This is a genomic window from Spirochaetales bacterium, assembly GCA_016930085.1.
In the GTDB taxonomy this organism is placed as follows: Bacteria; Spirochaetota; Spirochaetia; order SZUA-6; family JAFGRV01; genus JAFGHO01.
Genome location: JAFGHO010000106.1, coordinates 1 through 23,022, shown reverse-complemented (window position 1 = coordinate 23,022; position 23,022 = coordinate 1). Strand labels below are relative to the sequence as shown.

At 53.1% G+C, this 23,022-nt stretch carries 17 protein-coding genes; 10 read left to right on the top strand and 7 right to left on the bottom strand.

Going from position 1 to position 23,022, the window contains the following annotated elements; translation table 11 throughout:
* Positions 1 to 2: 2 nt before the first annotated feature.
* A complete protein-coding gene (gene glgX, locus JW881_18130; GenBank protein MBN1699445.1) occupies positions 3 to 2,096 on the bottom strand; it encodes a glycogen debranching protein GlgX in 2,094 nt (697 codons plus the stop codon).
* Positions 2,097 to 2,406: 310 nt separating this feature from the next.
* On the opposite strand from glgX, the gene JW881_18125 reads away from it, so the two are divergent.
* Entirely contained in the window at positions 2,407 to 3,513 is a 1,107-nt protein-coding gene (locus JW881_18125; GenBank protein ID MBN1699444.1) for a PilZ domain-containing protein, read from the top strand.
* Between the two features lie 47 nt (positions 3,514 to 3,560).
* Positions 3,561 to 4,523 carry a hypothetical protein gene (locus tag JW881_18120; protein MBN1699443.1) on the top strand — a complete coding sequence of 321 codons (963 nt, stop codon included), beginning with the start codon at positions 3,561 to 3,563 and terminating at the stop codon, positions 4,521 to 4,523.
* A gap of 43 nt (positions 4,524 to 4,566) precedes the next feature.
* Here the strand turns inward: JW881_18120 and JW881_18115 are convergent, their stop codons facing one another.
* The 4 genes from JW881_18115 to JW881_18100 form a co-directional block, all read right to left on the bottom strand.
* Positions 4,567 to 5,712: a hypothetical protein gene (locus JW881_18115; GenBank protein ID MBN1699442.1), complete on the bottom strand. Its 1,146-nt coding sequence runs from the start codon at positions 5,710 to 5,712 to the stop codon at positions 4,567 to 4,569.
* Between the two features lie 78 nt (positions 5,713 to 5,790).
* A complete protein-coding gene (locus JW881_18110) occupies positions 5,791 to 7,014 on the bottom strand; it encodes a 4Fe-4S binding protein (GenBank protein MBN1699441.1) in 1,224 nt (407 codons plus the stop codon).
* A gap of 168 nt (positions 7,015 to 7,182) precedes the next feature.
* Positions 7,183 to 7,617, bottom strand: coding sequence for a hypothetical protein (locus JW881_18105; GenBank protein ID MBN1699440.1), 435 nt, complete (start codon positions 7,615 to 7,617; stop codon positions 7,183 to 7,185).
* A gap of 9 nt (positions 7,618 to 7,626) precedes the next feature.
* On the bottom strand, positions 7,627 to 8,043 hold the full coding sequence (locus JW881_18100) for a hypothetical protein (protein ID MBN1699439.1): 417 nt from the start codon (positions 8,041 to 8,043) through the stop codon (positions 7,627 to 7,629).
* Positions 8,044 to 8,344: 301 nt separating this feature from the next.
* Here JW881_18100 and JW881_18095 point away from each other — a divergent pair, with 301 nt between their 5' ends.
* Positions 8,345 to 10,726 carry a chitobiase/beta-hexosaminidase C-terminal domain-containing protein gene (locus tag JW881_18095; protein ID MBN1699438.1) on the top strand — a complete coding sequence of 794 codons (2,382 nt, stop codon included), beginning with the start codon at positions 8,345 to 8,347 and terminating at the stop codon, positions 10,724 to 10,726.
* Positions 10,727 to 10,739: 13 nt separating this feature from the next.
* Here the strand turns inward: JW881_18095 and JW881_18090 are convergent, their stop codons facing one another.
* Positions 10,740 to 12,458, bottom strand: coding sequence for a glycoside hydrolase family 5 protein (locus JW881_18090; GenBank protein MBN1699437.1), 1,719 nt, complete (start codon positions 12,456 to 12,458; stop codon positions 10,740 to 10,742).
* Between the two features lie 129 nt (positions 12,459 to 12,587).
* Positions 12,588 to 14,318: an ankyrin repeat domain-containing protein gene (locus tag JW881_18085; protein MBN1699436.1), complete on the bottom strand. Its 1,731-nt coding sequence runs from the start codon at positions 14,316 to 14,318 to the stop codon at positions 12,588 to 12,590.
* 299 nt (positions 14,319 to 14,617) lie between these two features.
* Here JW881_18085 and JW881_18080 point away from each other — a divergent pair, with 299 nt between their 5' ends.
* The 7 genes from JW881_18080 to JW881_18050 all read left to right on the top strand — a co-directional run bounded on the left by JW881_18080 (position 14,618) and on the right by JW881_18050 (position 22,492).
* Positions 14,618 to 15,328, top strand: coding sequence for an ABC transporter ATP-binding protein (locus JW881_18080; GenBank protein MBN1699435.1), 711 nt, complete (start codon positions 14,618 to 14,620; stop codon positions 15,326 to 15,328).
* Positions 15,315 to 16,805 (top strand): ABC transporter permease, encoded by a 1,491-nt coding sequence (locus JW881_18075; GenBank protein MBN1699434.1) that lies wholly within the window; start codon positions 15,315 to 15,317, stop codon positions 16,803 to 16,805. The genes JW881_18080 and JW881_18075 overlap by 14 nt, the downstream gene beginning before the upstream one ends.
* Before the next feature lie 13 nt (positions 16,806 to 16,818).
* Positions 16,819 to 18,153 carry an ABC transporter permease gene (locus tag JW881_18070; protein MBN1699433.1) on the top strand — a complete coding sequence of 445 codons (1,335 nt, stop codon included), beginning with the start codon at positions 16,819 to 16,821 and terminating at the stop codon, positions 18,151 to 18,153.
* Between the two features lie 72 nt (positions 18,154 to 18,225).
* Entirely contained in the window at positions 18,226 to 18,972 is a 747-nt protein-coding gene (locus tag JW881_18065; protein MBN1699432.1) for an outer membrane lipoprotein-sorting protein, read from the top strand.
* Between the two features lie 9 nt (positions 18,973 to 18,981).
* The gene (locus JW881_18060) at positions 18,982 to 20,439 is read left to right on the top strand and encodes a hypothetical protein (protein MBN1699431.1); all 1,458 of its coding nucleotides are present in this window, start codon (positions 18,982 to 18,984) and stop codon (positions 20,437 to 20,439) included.
* Between the two features lie 8 nt (positions 20,440 to 20,447).
* Positions 20,448 to 21,158 (top strand): response regulator transcription factor, encoded by a 711-nt coding sequence (locus tag JW881_18055; protein MBN1699430.1) that lies wholly within the window; start codon positions 20,448 to 20,450, stop codon positions 21,156 to 21,158.
* A complete protein-coding gene (locus tag JW881_18050) occupies positions 21,155 to 22,492 on the top strand; it encodes a HAMP domain-containing histidine kinase (protein MBN1699429.1) in 1,338 nt (445 codons plus the stop codon). The genes JW881_18055 and JW881_18050 overlap by 4 nt, the downstream gene beginning before the upstream one ends.
* Positions 22,493 to 23,022 lie beyond the last annotated feature (530 nt).

The window sequence follows — 23,022 nt, the reverse complement described above, 5'->3', positions numbered from 1 at the left end:
GCTTATTCCTTTTTCTGTAATACGACAAGACTTCTGTCTTTTACGTCTATTTTTCCCCGTGCTTTGAGAGTGATTTCCCTGTTCATCCAGCCCCGGGCTGTGTCCAGCACCACTTTCCAAACCCTCCCCCACGTTTTGTCCGGAAGGATGAAGGGAAGGGGTTCGTGGTGTGAATTGAACAGCAGATAAAACGAATCATCGACAATCGGCCTGCCCCGTTCATCCTGCCTGGATATCGCCTTGCCATTGAGGAATACACCGATGGATTTCGCGAATCCTTCCCCCCAATGATTTTCTTCCATCTCATCTCCTGCGATGGTAAACCATCCGATATCCTCCACATTACTCCCGTGGATGAATCTGCCTTTAAACCAGTGCCGCCGCCTGAAGACGGGATGGTCCTGTCTGAACCGGATGAGGCGTGTCGTGAAATCAAGCAGTTCCTCGTCTTTTTTGTCCCAATGAAACCAGGTGATGTCATTGTCCTGGCAATACGCGTTGTTGTTGCCGCCCTGCGTCCTTGAGATTTCATCGCCGCCCAAAAGCATCGGTACGCCCTGAGAAAGCATGAGGGTGGTTAAAAGGTTTCTCTTCTGCCGGTTCCGCAGCGCGATAATGTCCGTGTCGTCCGTTTCACCCTCCACGCCGCAGTTCCACGATCTGTTTTCGTTTTCACCGTCGCGGTTGTCCTCGCCATTGGCTTCATTGTGTTTCTCGTTATATGAAACGAGATCGTGCAGCGTGAACCCGTCGTGACAGGTAATGAAATTAATACTCGCGAAGGGAAGCCGGCTTGTATTTTCGTAGAGATCCGAACTGCCCGTTATTCTGTAGGCGAACTCATTGAGGGTTTCATCCGTTCCCCGCCAGAAGTCACGGATGCAATCCCGGTATTTCCCGTTCCATTCGGACCATCCGGTCGGAAAATTACCGACCTGGTACCCCCCTTCCCCAACGTCCCATGGCTCCGCGATAAGCTTTACCTGGCTTATCACCGGGTCCTGCTGGATAACATCGAAAAAGGCGGACAATTTGTCGACGTCGTGGAGTTCCCGCGCGAGCGCCGAAGCCAGGTCGAAACGGAACCCGTCGACATGCATCTCTTCGACCCAATACCGCAGCGAATCCATGATGAGTCTCAGGACGGCGGGATTCCTCATATTGAGGCTGTTTCCGGTTCCCGTATAATCGATATAATAGCCGGCGTCTTCGGGTGAAAGACGGTAATACGCCGAATTGTCGATTCCCTTGAAGGAAAGCATCGGCCCCAGATGGTTCCCCTCCGCCGTATGGTTGTACACCACATCGAGAATCACCTCTATTCCCTCTTTATGCAGCAGCTTTACCATATTTTTGAACTCCGTGATGCGGATCACCGGATCTTCATGCATCGCATACTCGTTATGTGGTGAAAAGAAAGAAAGGGTGTTATAGCCCCAGTAATTCCTGAGTCCCTTTTCTTTCAGGTGCCCGTCATGGATAAACTGGTGGATCGGCATAAGTTCGATGGCGGTAATCCCGAGTTTTTTAAAGTACTCGATGGAAACCGGATGGCAGAGGGCATTGAACGTCCCGCTTATTTCCGAAGGGATCTCCGTATTCAGATATGAAAAACCCTTGACATGCACTTCATAGACAATCATTTCAGACCACGGCAACCGCGGTTTATGATCCTCGGTCCAATCAAAGTAAGGATTGATGACCACACCCTTTGGAACGAACGGGGCACTGTCCTTTTCATTGATACCGTTTTCTGCGAGAAAGGGAAATATCGCATCATTCCACCTTATCGCGCCCTTGATCGCCTTCGCGTAAGGATCGAGCAGCAATTTCGAGGGATTACACAGCAGACCATTGTGCGGCTCCCAGGGACCGTAGACTCGATAGCCGTACATCTGTCCGGGATAAATGGTCGGGATATAGGCGTGCCAGCACCCGCCGGTCACTTCGGGCATCGGGACCCGTATTTCCCGTTCCTGTTTATCGAACAGGCACAGTTCAATTTTTTCAGCTATTTCCGAGAATATCGAAAAATTGGTACCCGCCCCGTCGAATGTCGCGCCCAGGGGATACGGATTTCCGGGCCATACTTCCATAGTCATCTCCCGCTTTCATTTATACTATAACCAGGCGGCCGGAAAAGCCGGACGATTCGGGCATTTCCGAAAACGATGCGGCACTTTTACCGCTGCCGATGATGTCAATGATCGTAACAGTCATAATACAATAAATGAAGTTTCTCTCATTTTAATATCACTGTCAATACCCGCTGCACGGGATATATTCCAGCGTTTTCAATGGTAACAATACCCGTCATGATACTGTATTGCCGTATTCCCTGATCTATTGACGTTTTTCCATCGGCGATACAAGAATGAGAAACCGGTCAACAGAAAGGCGAATCTGATGATCGAAATTTCCAGACAATGTGGGTATAGTATTCCAATGACTATGGTTACGCCTTCGATCGTGAAAGACTTCGTATACACCCTGGCTGCACCATTGCTGCAAATAGATGTGGGGAGAGATACACGGCTTTTCAGTATATTCAATATCGATACCTTTGAAATCATCTTATTCGTCGCGATCCTCTGTGTTCTCCTTGTATTCCTGATTGCCGGGTCGGTCATGCAAACAAAAGCGATCCGAAAGCGATTGATAAAACGATCGGAAGACATTGTCAAAAGCGTCTCGTTAAGACTCGGATTGTCGGAACGGGAAAGAGATATGCTCAGGCGGCTCGAATCCGAGATTCGCGGGGGTAAATACAAAAAATACCTTCTCGTGACCGATCCCGTCTTTTTCAACACGGCCGTCCATAACTACCTCCAAAAAGACAAATCACATGAAGCGCTTATCGCAGCGCTTAGGATTCGATTGGGTTTCACCGTTTTCAGCGACGAAAGCACGGTACACTCGACGGCCGATCTCATAACGGAGTTGCCCGTCTATATCGTACACGGGAAGAATCATTCGTTTCACGGAAGAATAACCGGACAGGAAGTCACCGGCGTCAGAATCAGAGTTGAGAAGATACAAGGCGATATCCTCGTTTCAGGGGAACCCCTTCGTGTTTTTTTCGCGAAAAAAAACGGTATCTTTTATTTTAATTCATCGATCCTTTCCGTTCACGGCGATACGATCCTCATCAGACATACCGAAGACGTCATGAAACTTCAGCGGAGAAAATATTACAGAAAAAGAATGAAGGAGCGGGTGAAAATCAAACACGGGGGTGAGATGAAATCGCCGCTTTCGACCTTACTCATCGATCTCGGCGGGGACGGGGCGACATTATGGAATCCCCATAAACGTTACGGGGAAAACGACAATGTCGTTCTTTTTCTCACGCTGAAAAAAATGGACCGGCTGGCGCTCAACGCGACCGTCGTCCGGGTCTCGCATGACAGGAAATACCTTCACGTCAAATTTCATCATATCCCGGACGCCGACCGCGACCGTATATTCAATTATCTGTTCACGGATCATAAAAAAGCAGAGTCTCCGGTATGACCTCGATATTTCCGGACGCCTGATATGATAGCAAGAGTGCTTTGCATATGAAGAAAAACGCGATTGTTACCGCTTCGGACAGGAAGTACGGCGATGTACTCATAGAGAACTGGTTCGCATCGATACAGGACAATATCGATCTGACCGATATCGATGTCTGTGTCATCGATTACGGCATGTCCAAAGCGCAGCGTTTTTATTTGAAAGAACACAACGTGCTGCTCTTTATCGCACCCAACGACGGGCATGTCGTTATCCTTCGATACAGGGACCTGAAAGCGATACTCCTGACGTACAATTTCGATCAGGTCCTCTTGTGCGACAGCGGCGATATCATTTTTCAGACGGATATCTCGCATTTATTCCTGGAAAACGGGGATTCCTTCAGGGCGGTATATGAAGATATCAAATCTCCCTTTTCACTGTTTATTACCGACGAGTTTTTTCGCAAAGATATGAAAAAAGAGATCGAACGTAGTTTTATCGAAAACAGAATGATCAACGCCGGCTTCGTGCTGGGTCCGCGAATGAAGATGCTGCAGCTCTGTCAACGCATTGAAGAAAGCATAAAGAATAAAAGAAAATTCGGGCCCGACCAGCTTGTCGTCAACTATGTGCTTCATAAAGAAGGGTTTGTTCCCCTTCCGACCATATACAACTTTGTCATCAATACGTCCCTGACTGATATCTATATTTCCGACGGCGTCTTTCATACAATGGACGGCACCGTCATTCCCGTTGTCCACAATTCGGGACATTTTGATTTTATCAGGCCCGTCGAGAATTTCGGATACGGCAAAGATCACAATATATTGAAAAAGGACATGTACGGGGCATTGAAAAAACTCCTCAAATCAAGCGACAACCTCTATAAAACACACAATGATTTCTTGACGATAAGAAAAAAAATTTCCGCCTCACTTGCACGAATGGCAAAAAAGATAAAAAAGAGATACCGGCAATCCAAAAAGATCATTTCCGAAGAGCTCGATAAACTGAATATCGAATAATCCGGACTTTCTGCGAACGGCCGGAATTTTACCGATCATGTCCCTAAAATGAAGCGGTATCCTTCAACACCTTCCTGGCGTTCTTTTCAGTCAACCCGTATTGCGGATCCAGGGCCGTGAAATCAGCGTAGACGGTAATGGAGGGATCCCCGTAATACACCGTCACCCACCCCGAATCGATATACACCCTGTCGCTGTCACGGGTGGAATTCGAGACATAAAGCCCGGAACTGTGGGGGGTGGCCGAATACACGATAATTCGCAATAAATCGATGGATATCGCGTTCGATTTTATCATACCCGTCACCCTCGCCTGTCTGCTTCCACTCACGGTCCTTGCCGACACATCGAGGGTATAGGCGACCTTGTAGGGAATCATGAAGGTGTTTGTGATGTTCGGATATAAATACGAGATGACCGCTTTATCTCCCGTGCTGAGTCCGGACAGATACGGCTGATTCTGATAATCCATGACCGATTTGCCGTCGTACGGCCCGTATTTTTCACCGTATCCGGACCGGTAATCGTCCGCCCAGTTCGCCGTACTCTGCGAATCCGTCCTCGCGTGCTCGTGCGCGAGTCCGAGACTGTGTCCCAATTCATGGGTAAACAGCCCCACCATCCTGTCATAGGTGGTGTAGGTGTTATTAATCGTTCGCGTGTTTATCTTGATCTCGTACGGATCGGTATCATGCGGAAAAAACGACGAAGCGGTATAATCTTCCGTCGTATACACCTTTTTGACCGTGAAAAGGGGTGACGACGGCACTTCCCTGAACGTCACCCCCGCGGCGGCCATCCATATTTCCGTTGCCTCGCGAAAAGCGTCCCTCACCTGCGTATCCGTCAGGTACCTTGTCGTCATCGTCGTCGAAAAACCGTATGTCAGATTATCTCTTTCGGTCATACTCCAGGTAAAATATTCACCCCTGGCGTTGACGGCGATATTGCCGCGGCCGCCATTTATTCCGTATCGAAGGTACATCGATTCTACCCTGCTTTTCGACATGGCGATATCACCTTCGAACAGGTAGGAATCCCCCGCTTCCGTGAAATTGTTCCGTTCGAGAAACTCCGCGAACGACAACCCCGCCACCCCCGTCACGTCATCATCTGCCGGCCTCAAATCACAGCTTCCAAAAAGAATTACCAGAACAAGCATGAAGCCGGCTACCGATATTTTTTTCATCGCACGACTCTCCTTTCGATTTATTTTTACGTTTGATTGTCAATACACCATATCGACGGATTTATGGCAAGCGTTTTTTTATTGATCGTTCATAGTCGAAAGCGGGCCGTACGGCCCCAACAACTCCCGAACCAGCCTCGTCGTCAACCCATCCCGGATATCTTCAAGATCGCGTATTTTTGTCGAACCGGGAATGTCCGGCGGGAGTGCGAGAATTCCGTTCAGGGTTTCGGGGGTCATGCCGAATCCTTTAGCGACATCGGCAATGGTCATGGCAGGCTCGATTTCTTCGGCCTTCATTTCCGTACGGACCGGATCGCGGTCCGCCTGGACCGGATCGCGGTCCGCCTGGACCGGATCATGGTCCGCCGCGCCGTCATCGAACACCCCGGCGATACGGGCCGAGACGAGCGGCGTAAAAAAGAGGGCCAGCGCGATAACCGCGCCCGCGGCCCTTCCGGCAATGCCGACTCTTGAGCCGGGCAGTGAGAGGGAAAGACCGCCGCTTACGGGACAGGCGCCGACGCATTCCCCGCAGCGGTTGCAGCGGGTATCCGAAACCGATGTTTTCTCGTGGATCCGTATCCTCATCGGACAGGCGCCGCTGCATTTACCGCAGCCGACACAGGCTTTCCGATTCCGCCTGATTTTCCATGGAGAAAAAAGCTGAACGATCCCCTGAACGGCGCCAAAGGGACACAGCCAGCGGCACCATGGACGCTCGGTAAAGAGTGAAGCGATCAAAACAACGGCCAGCACAAGGATGGCGGTCGGGAGGGCATCGCCCGTCCAGAAGTGAAAGAGGGCGTAATAGGGATCGACATTGACGAATACTAAAGCGAGCGACTGCCAGGTCTTGACGAGCACAAGCCCAAGCACGATAAATCTGAGGAATCCCAGCGCATAATCGATTTTCCGCGGAATGAACCTGTTGAACCGCTTTCCGAAAATTTTTCTTCCCGCTTTCCCTATCCATTCCTGAACCGAACCGAGCGGGCACAGACGGCTGCAGAAAAGGGGACCGAACACCAGGGTCATCCCCAGCGCACCGAGCAGCACCCAGAAATTGGAGGGAAATGTCTTTGGGATAAACTCTCCTTCAATGACAAGCCTGCCCGCGGTTTCAACCGCCCCGAAAGGGCACACAGCGTGAAGCCCGGGGACGGAGGCGGGGGAAAAAGGGAGGATTATACCCCGTTCACCGAGGGTTTTCGCCGCCACAAGCCAGAACACAAAAAGCAGAAAGAGTACCTGGATAACGGCCTTTATTGCCTTTCCGATCGATTGATGACGAGATTTCATCGGTCTATTCCTTTCCTTGTTTCCTTGAACAAGACACCCGGTATAAAACCGGTCATATCCGGCGGACACGGACCGCGGCGGCCGGCACCATCGTCCGGACCGCCGCAGACCCGGTATCCTCCCGGCGGACACATCGATAAAAACCGCCGTGTCCCAGCCGGTACATACCTATCGTACCGTGAAACCGAGATACTCATCGTAGCCGCCCTTCGTGCATTCCCGGAGGACTTCAAGCGCGACGTCGCCTTTTAATGCGGCTTCGAAGACGAGATCGGCCGAATACGTCCGTGAACCGGTTTTCTTCCATATCACGGGCTCCTTTAGCAGAAGCGGAAGATAATCTTTTCCGGTTTTCCATTTTTCTTCTTCGAGCAAAAAAACGGTATCCTCCGCCGGGACCAGGCAGTTGCCGTGATCACTGGTAAAATCGACCTTCAGGGAGTAGGTTTCACCGATATCGAGTTCCGCGACGCCGCCGGGCCGAATTCGCAGGGTATTGCCCCCGGTATCGGTAAGGACATAATCCAGAACGCAGGCCTCGGCCCGGACGACACCGAAACCGAAAACGGCAACCATAATAACCGCACAAGCTGTATACCGCATTGCCTCCTCCTATCTGTTTCCGCCGGTTCCCCTGCCCGTGCCGCCGCCTGCCGGACGGTTCCGCCCATTCCCGCGGCCGGCCCAGAGCGGACGCCCGTCGTCCCCCCGGAAGGCATACACCTCGTCCGCCAATGTAATCGCGACCGGGGCCGCATCCATGTCACAGACGAATCCTTTCACCACCGCATGGTCCCGGACATCCGCGGGGAACCCGATTTCCGTCGAATACCAGTCCGGACCAAGATGAATCGAATAGACCACGCTTCCCGTATCGAGATAGTACTCGGCGCCGTCGCTGTACAGCGTCCCATCGAGTTCATGGTATTCGCCCCGGTCGACCACATCCCTGCCTTCCGCGGTTCCATAAAAAGCGGCGGCGATCACAAGTGCCATTACCAGAAAACTCAAACGTAATGTCTTCATCATATACTCCTTAAAGCGATCTTTTCTGCCGGACATACGCCCGGCATGTAACAAGGCGCCCATCCGGCCGCCGGGCCGGGGTGGTTCCTCATCACAATGAAAACATATCCGTTTCCCATGGAGACCGTTTGAAGAGAATGTGAAGAGTATGTGAAGAAAAAGCCAAAATCCGCATGGAAAGAGAGGCTTCGTTCCGGCATGGTTTCCTCAGGCGTGTTCCGCCGTATCGTACTTGAATTCCATAAAAAAAAGCAATACATTTATCATGTCGGAGGAATAGTCATACCCGGCGGAACCGGCTTTCATGCGAAAACGCGAAAAACTTCTTTTTTATATGATACCCTTTGCCTTTTTCCTGCATTCCTGCGATATCGCCCTCTACAATCCGTTTATCGAAGACACATACAAACCGAAAACCACCCCGGTACCGGCGATGGCGGCGGCATCCCCGGTCATGAATCCGGCCGGGGGCACCTATGATTCCGATCAGAGCATCGACATCACCTGCGAAACAGCCGGGGCCGTTATCCGCTACACGACAGACGGGACGGAACCGAATGAGGACTCCCCCGAGTTTACCATACCGATAATCGTAGCCGGAAACGGGACAACGATGACGATAAAAGCCTTTGCCTCGAAATCCGGCATGTCCGACAGCGCCGTCACTACCGAATACTATACGATCAATGACGGCCAGGTGTCCACACCGTCCATGAATCCGCCGGGGGGTACCTATGAATCGGATCAAAGCGTCACAATCGCCTGCTCCACCCAGGACGCGACCATCCGCTATACCACGAACGGTGACGACCCGACGGCCCTGTCCCCCGTTTACACGGAACCGGTTCCCGTATCGAATCATAATACCGATATGATCATAAAGGCGTTTGCGACAAAGACCGGAATGCTCGACAGCCCCATCCGAACGGAAAGCTATTCGATCCGGTACCCGGTGATTACCGGCATCACCTCGACGACCGGTGACGGGATCTACGGGACCGGTGACGAGGTAAACGTGACGGTCGCCTTCAGCGAATCCGTGATCCTTTCCGGCGGCACGCTGAACATCACGCTCGATGCGGGCGCGGTCGCCTCCGTCGATCCCTTCGGTCCGGAGGATACGGTTTCGTGCACATACACGATCGCATCCGGAGAATCGAGCGCCAGACTCGATGCGACCGGCGTCGAACTCGACGGGGGTCTGCTTACCGATACATCGGGCAACCCCGTCTACACGGGACTCCCGTCCGTCACTATCGCCGACGGAAGCGACATCACGGTCGACGGAATCGCCCCCGTTATATCGGCATTTACCCTCACAAGCGGTTCTCCGTCGACAAGCCACTTCATCACTTTCAGCATGGACGGTACCGACGGCGGCAGCGGTATCACCCACTGGCTCGTCAATGAGACTGGAACCAAACCCTCCCCCGTCGATCCGGGATGGGTTTCCGAAAAGCCGGGAACATACAGAACCAGTCCGGGCTACGGGACCAAGACAATATACGCATGGGCGAAAGACGCAGCGTCGAATGTCGGCGAGGCAAACGCGAATTCACATTTCGGGGTGGTGATCGAATATACGGGCGCATCGAGCTGGAGCTTCGAGGAAAACGAACCCTCCGAGGACCTTCCCACGGGCGCCGCGATCGACTACGACGACAACATCTATATCGTGGGTCTCAAACAGAACGCGAGTTCCGACTGGAAGATCATCAAACTCCTGCCGGACGGAAGCGAAGACACCTCTCACTGGAACAAGGAGATCGACTGGTACGGGGGTTCGGACTGCGCACAGTCCGCGGTAACGGATTCGGCGAACAATGTCTATGTCTGCGGATATCTGACAAACGGTTCGGACAATATCTGGGGCGTGAAAAAATTCGATTCCGAAGGCGCCGAATGCTGGACAAAGGAATGGAACTACGGGACGGGAAGCGACATCGCGCAGGGTATCGCGATCGATTCCGAAGACAATGTGTATGTGGCCGGCTTCATTACGAACGGCTCCGGCAACCTCGACTGGTGGATGAAAAAATACTCTCCGGACGGCACGGACGACACGGAGAACTGGAACTTCGGGTTCGACGGCGGCTACGGAAGCGACACGGCGGTATCGGTCGCGACCGACTCCTCGGACAATGTCTATATCGCGGGCACTATGACAAGCTCGAACGGGGATGTCGACTGGATGGTCAGGAAATACGGCGCAAACGGTGCTTTCGTATGGGGCTTCCAGTACAACCGGGCCGCGAATCACAAAACAGACAAGGCCTACACGGTTACCGTGGATTCGGCCGGCGGCGTGTACGCGGCAGGATACTCCACCGACAGTTCCGACGGCATCGACTGGGCCGTCAAGAAATTCAATACGTTGGGTGACGAAGACACGACGAACTGGGACAAGACCGTGGACAATGGGACGAACGACGTCGTCTGGGGAATCGGAACGGACTCGAACGACAATGTATATGTCGGCGGCAGGCTGCTTTTTTCCGACAACGACTGGGCGGTGATCAAATACGATTCGGCCGGCACCGAGTTGTGGCGGGACGTGATTACCAACACGGGCTCCGACTGGTGCCGCGCCATTGTCGTCGATTCGATGAATTACGCGTACGGGATCGGGGGCATGTACCGCTCGGGAGGCGGCTCCGACTGGTATATCAAAAAATACTCACCATAGCGGCCTTATATTTTTATAGCGTCTGTTTCGACATGAAGAGGTCCGCAAGCGGAACGTTGAGCGCGGATTGGCGCGGATATTCATCCGCCGGATTGGCGTACAGTCCGAAAGCGGTCTCGTGGAAGGTATGGTAATTGTAATTGACGTTTTCCTTTCCGAGTATATCGAGCATGGCGCCAACCCAGGAAAGACCGCCGCGGTTTTCCCTGAAGCTGTCGGTAATCGTCCCGAACTCGCCGAGATAAAGCGGCAGGCCGTTTTTTCGGGAAAAAGCGGCGTATCTTGAGACGAGCGCCCGGAGGTAGTCCCTGTTCCAAGTGTATATATCGCCGTCGCACGAATAGAAGTCGACGCGGAAACGGACCGTTGCCCCCGAGGCGACATCGTCACCCCTGATTCTGCCGCTTATTTTATACCGGTACCCCTGCCTGACGATAAAAACACGGGCGTTGCTCGAGACGGCGTCGTCTGTCGTGCCTGAAATTCGAAGACACGCCCCCCCGCTCGAACCGGAGACACCCGTTGCGATGCCCCCGCTTCCCGAACCGTCTGCCGACCAGAAGTACCATTCGCTTCCGGTGCCGACCGGAATGTCCGCCGCTTCGCGCACGAATCTCCCGTCCTCATCGTAGGCTTCCACGACGAAGTCATCGGCATAGACCGTCCCGTTCTTCCCGATCGAATGCGCCTGAACGACCGCCCTGCCCAGACGATAAGCGGGATCGGTAACCCGGTAGAGATTCCCTTCGAGGACCGTCCATGAAGAGGTGCCCGTCGGGGCCTGCGGGTTGCCGCCGGCAAAGCCCGCCCACTCCCCCGCCCCGGCGACGACGCGGTTCGGATCGGGAAAGACGGAAAATTTACCGGCTGTCGATTCGACCCAGCCGGCGTTCTGGTGCGTGAAAGCGAACGGTTCGTACATGTGATATTCGTAAACGATGTTGTTTTCCGGCCCCGGATCGTCAAGACCGGCGGGAAAGTAAAGGTTGTCCTCATCGGTCTGTGTCGATTCCGATTTCAACCAGTTGGCCCGTTCGACAAAGATGAGATGATACGGGTCGACCTCCCGTATCGCGTCGATGATCTCCTGGGCGAGCGCCTTCCATTGCGGCACCCCTTCAAGGGGGACCGGTTCATTGACCAGGCCGTAGCCGATGATGTAATCCTCGTTCCTGTAACGGCGGGCGATCTCCTTCCACAGCGCGATAAGCCTGAGCTGGTTTATCCTGTCCGACCAGAGTGCATCCCCGTTCCCGTTTGACTGGAACCCGCCCTGCGGGTAATGCATGTTGAGGACGAGCCGTATGCCGTACGTCCGCGCGGCCGCGATGTTCGCATCGAGCCATGCAAAACCGCCGTCCTTGTATTGGTAATGGCGCGTGTCGTCTTCGAAAATACCGTAATTCATGTAAAAACGCACCGCGTTGAACCCCATTCCCGCGATTCGCCCGTAATCATCCGCCCGGTGGTGGGTAAAACCGGCGGGTGACGGCGGGTTACCCCATACATGATTCCCGAAGGAGATCCCCCTGATGAGAAAGGGTGTTCCCTGCGGTGTGGCAAGGCGCGCGGCGTCCGTTTCGTCGATCCGTATAAAGTTGTCAGGTCCCCCCGGCGAACCGGGGTATTCCGGCCAGTTGTCCCAATACGATCCGGTCGCACAGCATATAATCCCTGAAAGCAGGACCACGGGAAAAAGAAAAGCGGTATAGTGCAGTATGTATGACCCCATATACCCTCACTATATCGCAAACAGGATGAGTATTCAAGAAATCTCAGCATGCTGATTTTTGTCCGCCGTACCGCGTCGAACCTTTTGTGGCGCTTGTAGGACCTGCAAAGCAGGTTTATAAAGGTGCCCTTATTTATTTTTCGCGTTTTTAAGCATTGATCGAATCGTTACCCGGGAGCCGTATCCTCCCCATTTATTGACATAATTCATCATATCCTGAGTCACCGCGGCGTTGTGTTCCAAAAGGAGTTTCACCATTGCGACATTTTCCTTTTTTACCGCTTCGAAAAGGGCGTTCCTCTTCGAAGCGGTGGTGTAATCGATATCGGCGCCGTATTCCAGAAGCAGCTTTACCATTCCGGTATATCCCAGCATTGCCGCTTTAATCAATGCGTTTACCTCTTCATCATACCGTTCGAATCCCTCGAGATTCGGATCGAATCCCCTCGTAAGGAAATCGCGTACATTTTCGAGATCGCCCTCGAAAACAAGCCGTATAAAGGAGTCCGGGGTAAATGGTATTTCCACCCCCGCCTCCTTGAGTACCCTGACAAAGGGTTTCGCTTCGTCGCTCCGAAGGACGGACCAGGCGTATTCGATGGCGGTCATGCCGTAGTAATCCTTCCTGTTGATATCCGCCCCGTAAGCGATGAGCAGTCTGAACTGCTCGACGCGACGTTGCGTCAGCCTGAAATTATGAACATAATCCATGGGTATGAAAAGCGGCGGGACGAGATGGTAACTTCCCATCGCATCCGGGTCCGCCCCTTTATCGAGAAGGTACTGAAGGGCCTCGTTGTCTTCCCACAACGCCCACATGAGGGGGGTAAATCCGTCTTCCGGATCGGTCGCGGATCCTTCCATCCGGAAATCGATATACGCCCCGTGCCCGAGCAGCACCTCGATCGCCGGGACCGAACCCGTTTCCGAGGCGCGAAGCAGTGCGATGTTAACGGAATCCGGCGACAAATCCTTTCCCTCTTCCGCGATGAGTTCCACCATGTCTGAATAACCCAGAGAGGCCGCCTCAGCGATGCCGCCGTCGTCCCAATTGTTGGAGAAAGCCCCGCGATCCGCCCGGAGAAAAAGACGGACCGCGTCCAGGTCCCGTTTTTCGACCCGTTGATCGAAAGCCGTCTGCGAATAAGAAAACCCTTTTTCCCAGAGCAGGGGAATCGTACTCCCGGCAGGGGCGGCCTTTACCATCGCCCCGGCGAGTTCGCCCCGGATGCGAAGATTCGGCCCTTCTTCCGCGATGTCGAGGGCGGTTTTCCCGTCCCTGTTCTTCTTCGTCACATCCGCCCCCGATTCCAGGAGGAACTCCACGACCCGCACGTTGACGCCGCCGGCCGCGGCCATGAGTGCGCTTTCCCCCTCGTATCCTTCCAGTTCGACGGGGATTCCCCGGCCGACGAGTTCCTCGAGCGTTTCCATGTTCCCGGTTTCGGCGGCGGACACGAGTTCCCTGTATTGTCCCTCGAGCGCGAGTCGTTTCTCCGTTTCCGCTTTATCGATGTTATACTGTATAATTGACACGGCGATACCCCCAACGATAAACACCACAATGCCGATGACGACGGCGGTTACCGCGAAGGAAATGATTGCGGGCGCAACGGACGCTCCCGAAGGGCGGACTTTCCCGGAAGACGGCCGTTTTTCCTTTTTACGAAAATCCTTTCTCACTTCATCCGCGATAGCCTCGATTTTGTCTATGGGGAGGTCCGTCAATTCCTTGAGCGCTTCCAGGGTCACCTTTTCCTTTTCAAGACGTTCCCTTTCTTCTTTCAGGTTGGCGCTTTCCCGGATCACCCTTTCCCGTATTTCATCGAGTATTTTATCTTCGTCGCTTTTTCGTGCCATATTCGATCCCCTTTTTCCTCGACCGGGCTTCATACGATATTCACCCGGCCGCTTCCTCAAATGATAATCGATCATTTCATTATATTCAAATTCCTCTATTATATAGTCCGATTTTTAACGTATCGACATGGGGAGAAACCGGTCCTCTTCCGCTTTTCCTCCCCGACTTGACGGCCTCCCCGCATCGAGAAAGAGGAAATCTAAACTATTTATTTATACTCTCTTTATATCCGGTTTATGTATTTTTTAGTGAAGTTATGGTATTTTAGCAGTAGCAAACAATATGGAAAGGAGCGGGTATGGGTATAGTAAAGCTTACCGGCGTCAGAAAGACATATCCACTCGGGAAACACGATGTGGAAGCCCTTAAGGGAATCAGCTTCGAAATTGAAAAAGGGGACTTTATTTCGATAGCGGGTCCGTCGGGATCGGGGAAGACGACGATCCTGAACCTCATCGGCTGTATCGACGTTCCGACGGAAGGGACCGTCGAGATCGCGGGGAGGAAAACGAACGGACTCAGCGACCGGAAAATAACCACGCTGCGGCACAGGGTGATCGGATTCATCTTTCAGACATTCAACCTCATCCCGGTCCTCACCGTATATGAAAACGTCGAGTTTCCCCTGCTTCTCGGTAAAACCGATATGAACAAAACCGAACGACGCGAGTGGGTCAATTATATCATCGGCGAGGTCGGGCTTTCGGACTGGATTCAACACCGTCCTTCCGAACTTTCCGGGGGCCAGCGGCAGCGCGTGGCGATCGCGAGGGCGCTCGCGACAAAACCACAGATCGTTCTCGCGGACGAACCGACGGCGAACCTCGATTCGAAAACGGGCGGATCAATTATCGAACTCATGAAAAAGATGAACCGGGACCAGGAAACGACATTCATTTTTTCCACCCACGATCCTGCCATCGTCGGAATCGCCGACCACATCATCTATCTTCATGACGGCCGTATCGACAAGGAAACGCGCAAGGGGACATCCAATGGCACTCATTAAAATCGCGTGGAGAAACATCAGGGAACACAAGGTCAAGACATTCATCATCGGGATTATCGTCACCTTAGGCATTACGATTCTCGTGACCGGCAATTCGATGATGGAAACGGCAGCGCGGGGAATCAGAAAAAATTATATCGAAAACTATACCGGGCACCTTATCGTCACGGGAGAAAGCGATATGAATCTCACCCTCCTGGGCGCCATGGACATCAACAGTTTCAACGAAGCGATGCCCGTCGTCCCCCACTATTCCGAAATAAAGGAATTCGCGGCATCCCTCCCCGAAGTGGAAGCCGTCTCCGGCCAGGCGGCGGGAAGGGCCCAGATCTCATACGGCGAGGATAACAGATCCTTCACCATTCTGTTCGGTATCGAACCCGGCGAGTATGCCGCCATGTTTCCCGGCAATATCGATATCCTCGACGGCGAATTCCTTACACCCGGCGTGAAAGGGATATTACTGTCGAAGCGGGTGGCAAAGCGAATGAACAACGGAGACGGCGCCGAAATCAAGGCCGGCGACAAGGTGCTTTTGACCGGATTCAGCGCGGGCGCCGGCGCGAAGATCCGCGAACTTAATGTTACCGGCATATTCCGGTTCAAAAGCTCCAACGTCCAGCTCGACATGGTAAGCCTCATCGATATCGACAGCCTCAGGGCATTGAACGGCATGACTCTCGGGGCCGAACTCGAAGTCGAAACGACGAAAGAAGAAACGAATCTCATCGAGACCTTCGACGGCACTTCACCGTCCGCATCGGAAGACGACATGTTCGGAAGCGACATCGTCGAGGCCGTCGATGAAGAAAGCGGAAAACATACCTCAGAAAATCTCGACTCGATACTCGGCGATATCGCAGAACGCGAACTGTATTCACAGGTCGATTCTGGCGCGTGGCATTTCCTCCTGATCAAGCTGAAATCCCAGGACTTCATTTCAAAAGTAAAGGCCGAATTGATCTCCTTTTTCAGGGAAAAGGGGCTGCTCGCGGACATCGCCGACTGGAAATCCGGCGCCGGTCCGATGGGGCAGATGGCGGACGTGATACAGATCGTATTCAACGCCGTCGTCCTCATTATCGCAGTGGTGGCGGTCATCATCATCATGAACACCCTCGTCATCTCAGTCACCGAACGTATTCCGGAAATAGGGACGATGAGGGCACTCGGCGCCCAAAAGGGATTTGTCAGAAAGATGATCATTATCGAAACGACGATGATTTCAACCGCAGCCGGCCTCATCGGTATCGTCCTGGGCTCGGCGATACTTTTCATTCTGGGAAAGACCGGCATCGAGGCGCCGAATATATTTTTTGAGATCATTTTCGGCGGGAAAATACTCTACCCCGCCGTCTCTCTGCCGTCGATCGCCATGTCCCTGGCCATCATTGTCGGCATCGGGATTCTCGCCAGTCTCTATCCGGTTTCCATCGCCCTGAGAATCCAGCCGGTAAGAGCGATACAGGCCGCGTAGAGGAGGTACAAAAATGACAACGTTGAACATTGCATTCAGAAACATAAGCAGGCAGAAAAAACGGAGTTTCCTGCTCGGCGGGGCCATCGCTTTCGGGATGCTCGTCATCACACTGCTTATGAGTCTTACCGGGGGAATGGTCGCCAATGTGAAGGAAAATTTTTCACAGATATTAGCCGGTCACATTTACATACGGGGAAGCGAACTGAGTGAATCGGGAAAGACGATCAATGTGATACGTGACGATTCACTGTTACAGCGGATCATCGCGGACCTCGATATCAAGGTCGGATATATCACGAAGCGTTCGAGCGCGATGGCGACCCTTATCTTCGGATCGCGTGAAATGCTGCAGGGGATCGAAGGCATCCAGTGGGCGAACGAGTCCTTTTTCAGGGACCGCCTCCTTATCAAGGAGGGAAGCCTCGCAGGACTGAGCGATCCCCGCGCGATCATTATCTCTTCGAACGTCGGGGAAAAACTCGGCGTCGAGGTGGGGGAAACCCTGCTCGCCCGCATACAGACGATCACCGGCCAGCAAAACGTCGGGGAGTTTCGGGTCATCGCGTTTTCGCAAAGCACCGACATCATCGGCGATTTCTCCTGTTATGTGCACGGCGATTATTTGAACGAGCTGATAAATCTCAGACCCGGAGAATTCCAGTCCTTCAATATTTTTCTTCAAAACATGGAGGAGATGGATGTCCAGGCGAAACGTATCTACAACGCGCTATCCGCCGAAGCGCCCGTGTATCCGAGGGAAGAAGAAAACGGGGAGGCGGAGGACGGACCGGAACAAGTACACGGCATGTTCGGTTTGATGATGGGCGGCGAGGAGGAAGAACCGTGGGAGGGAACGAAATACAGTATCACGACCCTGAACGACCTGATGTCCCATGTCATGGACATGGTAAATGTCCTCAATTACGTGGGATTCTTCGTTTTTCTCATCCTCCTTCTCATCACCATGGTGGGTATCACCAATACCTTCAGGATGATTCTCATCGAACGGACGAGGGAGATAGGAACCATCCGGGCCATCGGCATGCAGCGGAGCGGGGTCCGCAACATGTTCCTCCTCGAGGCCCTTTCGATCGCGATATTCGGTACTGCCGCCGGTATCGCTCTCTCACTCGCGCTGATGGGCCTCTTTTCGTTCGTGTCCTTTGACATCAACAATCCGTTTTTCATTTTTTTGAAGAACGGACACCCGACGTTCGTGCCTTCGATCGCGGGCATCCTCGGCAGTACCGTCCTTATCGGGGGGATCAGCCTGCTCGCCGCCTACTTCCCGGCGCGGAGGGCGGCGAAACTCGATCCGGCGAAGGCGCTCGGCACACACTACTAAGCGGTTTGACGAAAGCGTATGTGCCGTGCGACAATATGACGGGCCCGGCCCGTGTTACAAGGAGATACATATATGAAAAAACCGATATTAATTGTCATTATGGCGATGTTCATGATACGGCTTTGCGCCGCATCGCCCGACATCGACGCCATCCTCACGCAGATCGACACCATGGGGAGGTTCGACGAGAACGACTTTTCATCCGTCCTTACCATGGTGTCCGACGACCCTGAAAAAGGGAGGGAAGTCCTCAAGGTAAACCAGTTCCGGCGGGACAGGGACGACAAGTTCCTCCTTCTCATTCTCGAACCGAAAACACGGAAGGGACAGGGCTACCTGATGATCGACGACAACCTCTGGTTCTACGATCCGGAAAGCAGGAAGTTCAATCACACGTCGATGAAAGAAAGTTTCGAAGGAACGGACACGCGGCATTCCGATTTCCGCACGAGAAGCTACAAGGAAGATTACAAAGCCGTTTCGTGGGAGGAGGGAACGCTGGGGAAATTCGGGGTGTATATCCTCGATCTCGAAGCGCTGAACGACGAGGTGACCTACCCTTATCAGAAGATCTGGGTACGAAAAGACAACAACCTCATTCTCAAGATGGAGGATTACAGCCTCAACAGGCGCCACATGCGTACCTCCTATTTCCCCGGATACGCGAAGGTGAAAGACAAGTACGTGCCGACGAAAATGCTTTTTGTCGACGAACTTGTCCAAGGGAAAAAAACACAGGTGACCATTACCGACATATCGCTCGACAACCTTCCCGATGACGTCTTCTCAAAAGCCTATGTCGAACGGGTCAACAGGTAAGGGGGCGCCATGAAACGGACAATATTATGCCTGCTTATTTTTATAACGCTTACCAGCGCGGTTTCGCTGTACGCGCAGGATATCGACGAAGATGAGCTTTTCGGCGATGACATGATCGAAGGAGAGGGAACGGCGGCCGGCGCCGGAGGGGGAGGCGAAGAGGAACCCCCGGCCGCCGGTGAAGAAGACAGGGGGCTCTTCGAGGACGACGTTGTGAAGGATTACAAGGAGGAAGACCTCACCTCCGGTATCGACACGCTCCTCCTCCGGTCCGATACCGTTGAAATAGGGGGCAGGTTCGAGTTTTCACTCACCCCCGCGGTCATGTGGACGGATCCCGCCCTCGACGCGGGGTATATCATTGACAATATCGCCGACCCCGACGAGACGACTCTCACAACGACACTGGAAAGCGTCCTCTATTTCGACGCGCGCCCGGAAGAAGATTTCCGCGTTTACGGAAAGGCCGTCCTCTCCTATCCCTTTACCGTAGACGAGGATGCCGGAAGGGAAATGGACGATATTATCGCGATCAGGGAACTCTTCGCGGATTTCAACATCGGCAATACCGTTTTCTTCCGCGGCGGAAAGCATACGATCAGGTGGGGGGTCGGTTACTTCTTCAGCCCGGCCGACATCCTCAATCTCACGCCGATCGACCCGGCCGATCCCACGGCGGAACGTGAAGGCCCCGTGTCGCTCAAAGCGCAGTATCCGTTCGGCGTCCACAACCTCTACCTCTACCTCATCGCCCACGAGATCGACAAACCGAACGAGATCTATGTGGCACCGAAGGCGGAGTTCGTCATCGGCACGCTCGAAGTGGGAATCGGCGGGATTTATCAGGTCGACATCGCCCCGACGGGCATGCTCACCTTCACCTTCCCATTGTTTGACACCGATATGTTCGCCGAAGCGGTGGGAAGCTACGGCGCCAACAGGACATTCGTCGAATCGACGGCGGTAAGCCTCGAACATCCCTTCGGGCTCAAGACGGTCGAAAGGGACAACGAGTTTTTCTTTTCCGGTACCGCGGGTTTCATGTACAACCTGAGACAGATCGATACATCGTTTGAAAACATTACCTTCACCGGCCAATACCTTTTCAATGGGACAGGGTACGGCGATCTCGAAGTCTTCGAGAACCAGGCGGGTCTCGGCGCCCTTCTTGCCGCGGGGGACATCACCTTCCGGGATCTTCTTCAACGGGGGATGCACTACGCCGCGGTGAGCGTCATCTGGACGGAGATATTCGATTCCGATATTACCGCCTCCTTTTTCTGGATCGGGGATCTTTCCGACGGTTCCGGACAGCTTTTGCCGCAGATCACGTGGAACGTCACGGATTACGCATTTGTACGGCTGAGTATTCCGGTATTCTACGGCGGCCAATATGACGAGTACACCCCGGCGGGACCTGGTGCCGGCGCCGCAATCGACTTTGTTTTGGGCAGGGGAAGTTTTTAGGAAATCCCATGAAAGCGAACATTCTGATTATCGAAGACGAAGAGGACATAGCCCGGCTTATCGGTCTTTACCTGAAAAACGAAGGAATGGATTCGGTGATCTGCGCCACGGCGGAGCGTGGGATGGAAGAACTTTCCTCGCGCGATTACGATCTCATCGTTCTCGACATCAACCTTCCCGGCATGGACGGGTTCGAGTTTCTCCAGAGGATACGAAAGGAAAGCGGCGTCCCGACGATCATCGTTTCAGCGCGAAAGACGGACGAAGACCTCATTCTGGGGCTGGGAATCGGGGCGGACGAATATGTCGTCAAACCCTTTTCACCGCGGGTCCTCGCCGCGCGGATCCGCGCCCTGCTCCGTCGCGCCGGTGAACGCCCGGATCACGGGAAAGCCGCCATACACTTCGGCGCCTTCACCCTCTCCCCGGACGCCTATACCCTGATGAAGGGCGACAAACGGGTGGCGCTCACGGTAAAGGAATTCGAAGTACTCCTTTTCCTTGCCGGCAACGCGGGAAAAGCCTTTACGGCAAACGAAATATATGAGCACGTCTGGAACCGGAAGTACGGGGAACTCGCCACCGTGGCGATTCACATACAGCGGCTTCGGAGGAAAATCGAAGACGACCCCTCGCAGCCCGTCTATATTCAGAATATCTACGGCGCGGGATACTTTTTTAACGAAAAAGCGCTCGATACGGGGGGAGGAAACGTATGAAATTGACCACCAAATTCGCCGTCGTCATCGCGGCGATCATCACCATACCGGCTGTTATAACCCTCCTTATCGGTCTGGTATATTCGATTATACTGATGCAGGACGAGGAAGCGAACAGGCACGTGGAAATAATGAAATGGATGCACAACGCCATTCTCAAGGCAGGCGAAGACGCAGATGAGATTCTTCACACGATTCCCGACGGCGTCGATATAGCGGCGCTCGCCCCGGACAACAGGGTTCTCTTTTCATCACTCGAGGACATTGAAACGGGAAGGATCATTCCGCCGGAGGACCTCATATCGTACCTGACACGGGAGTTTCCCGAACGAAGCCAGCTTTACGATCCGCGCTTTATCACCGCCCAGGAAGGGATAAAGGTCTTTATCAGTGTCGATCAACAAACGCAAAATTTCGCCAATCCTTTCAGATTTTTACGCTGGATAGGACCGGTCTTTTTATTTCTCTTGACGGCAAGTTCGATCGCGGGTGTCGTCTTTGTGAGTTCGTTCAGAAGATCGATCATGGGCCTCGAAAAAGCGGCGTGCAGCATCGCCGGGGGCGACCTCGATTTCGAGCTCGAGCCCAAAGGAAACGACGAAATCGCATCGCTGACGCGCGCGTTCGACGGCATGCGGGAAGCGCTGAAAGAGGAACTGGCCAAGCGTTCCCGCTTTCTCATGGCCGTTTCCCACGACCTCTCAACGCCGCTTACGACGATAAAAGGATACACGGAAGCGATAACCGACGGACTCGCCGGCGACCGAAAGACCCTCGAAAAGTATCTTTCGATTATTTCGGACAAGACGGGCCTGCTCGAAGCGAGGATCGAGGAACTCATCGAATTCGTGAAAATGGAAACGGGGGAGTGGCGTCTCAAATGCGAGCGTGTCAGTTTCGGGGATTTTCTGATGCAGGCCGCAACGATTTACCGGGACGACGCGCATATATTCAAACGCCGCTTTTCGTTCGCCATCGATATTCCGGATACCGTCACGGTCGAGATCGACCAGGGTCTCCTCCTCCGCGCCCTCGAGAATCTCTTCTATAATTCACTCCGTTACACGAAAGAAGGAGACGAAATCGCCATCGATGCGGTGATTGAAAAGGAAAAGATCGTCCTCACGATCCGCGACACGGGGGCCGGGATCGAAGCGCACGAACTGGAACGGATCTTCGATCCCTTCTTCCGCGGCGGCCGACCGAACGAGACGAGGGGATTCGGTTTGGGGCTTTCGACGGTAAAATCGATCATCAACGCCCACGGATGGGACATCGGCGTGACATCGCGGCGGGGCTGCGGGACAGCGTTTCACATCGGTATACCATTGTAAGCGATCACGTTATGGCCCTGTTAACTCGATACCGTACCGGTTATTCCTTTTTCTTTTACATTATTGTCACTATAAACCGACTATAGATTCTTTTGATTCCCGGCACGGTGACGGTTTCCCCTTTGCGAAAGCTTTTTGTGTAGATTTCATTTTTTATTGATAAACTACAGATCGCCCCGCGATTTTTTTTATGCAGTCACCTTAAAATAAATGAACGGCGGCTTTTTCTATTTTCCCTGCGGGGCTTCCGCAGATGCCCGACGGCCTTATCGAATAACGCCTGCCTTCACATCCATAAAACAAATCACTCCTCAATCAAACGGGTCGGGCTGCGCAGATGATGTCATATTTCAGTGTACGCTTTCCCCGCTAAAAAAGTTTCGTCTTCTATTGATTCATCGGACCCTGTTGTTTTTATTTTAATTTATTCCTTACTGTTTTCTTTATCTACATTAATTCTATTGCTTTATTGTTTCACTTTATCACCAGACAAGTGTCACTTCCACCTGCAATCATCCGCGTGCATCCGC

Excerpts from the sequence above, each read along its gene's own strand:
- glgX (MBN1699445.1), bottom strand. The coding sequence starts at position 2,096 with ATGGAAGTATGGCCCGGAAATCCGTATCCCCTGGGCGCGACATTCGAC.
- JW881_18125 (MBN1699444.1), top strand. The coding sequence starts at position 2,407 with ATGATCGAAATTTCCAGACAATGTGGGTATAGTATTCCAATGACTATG.
- JW881_18120 (MBN1699443.1), top strand. The coding sequence starts at position 3,561 with ATGAAGAAAAACGCGATTGTTACCGCTTCGGACAGGAAGTACGGCGAT.
- JW881_18115 (MBN1699442.1), bottom strand. The coding sequence starts at position 5,712 with ATGAAAAAAATATCGGTAGCCGGCTTCATGCTTGTTCTGGTAATTCTT.
- JW881_18110 (MBN1699441.1), bottom strand. The coding sequence starts at position 7,014 with ATGAAATCTCGTCATCAATCGATCGGAAAGGCAATAAAGGCCGTTATC.
- JW881_18105 (MBN1699440.1), bottom strand. The coding sequence starts at position 7,617 with ATGCGGTATACAGCTTGTGCGGTTATTATGGTTGCCGTTTTCGGTTTC.
- JW881_18100 (MBN1699439.1), bottom strand. The coding sequence starts at position 8,043 with ATGATGAAGACATTACGTTTGAGTTTTCTGGTAATGGCACTTGTGATC.
- JW881_18095 (MBN1699438.1), top strand. The coding sequence starts at position 8,345 with ATGCGAAAACGCGAAAAACTTCTTTTTTATATGATACCCTTTGCCTTT.
- JW881_18090 (MBN1699437.1), bottom strand. The coding sequence starts at position 12,458 with ATGGGGTCATACATACTGCACTATACCGCTTTTCTTTTTCCCGTGGTC.
- JW881_18085 (MBN1699436.1), bottom strand. The coding sequence starts at position 14,318 with ATGGCACGAAAAAGCGACGAAGATAAAATACTCGATGAAATACGGGAA.
- JW881_18080 (MBN1699435.1), top strand. The coding sequence starts at position 14,618 with ATGGGTATAGTAAAGCTTACCGGCGTCAGAAAGACATATCCACTCGGG.
- JW881_18075 (MBN1699434.1), top strand. The coding sequence starts at position 15,315 with ATGGCACTCATTAAAATCGCGTGGAGAAACATCAGGGAACACAAGGTC.
- JW881_18070 (MBN1699433.1), top strand. The coding sequence starts at position 16,819 with ATGACAACGTTGAACATTGCATTCAGAAACATAAGCAGGCAGAAAAAA.
- JW881_18065 (MBN1699432.1), top strand. The coding sequence starts at position 18,226 with ATGAAAAAACCGATATTAATTGTCATTATGGCGATGTTCATGATACGG.
- JW881_18060 (MBN1699431.1), top strand. The coding sequence starts at position 18,982 with ATGAAACGGACAATATTATGCCTGCTTATTTTTATAACGCTTACCAGC.
- JW881_18055 (MBN1699430.1), top strand. The coding sequence starts at position 20,448 with ATGAAAGCGAACATTCTGATTATCGAAGACGAAGAGGACATAGCCCGG.
- JW881_18050 (MBN1699429.1), top strand. The coding sequence starts at position 21,155 with ATGAAATTGACCACCAAATTCGCCGTCGTCATCGCGGCGATCATCACC.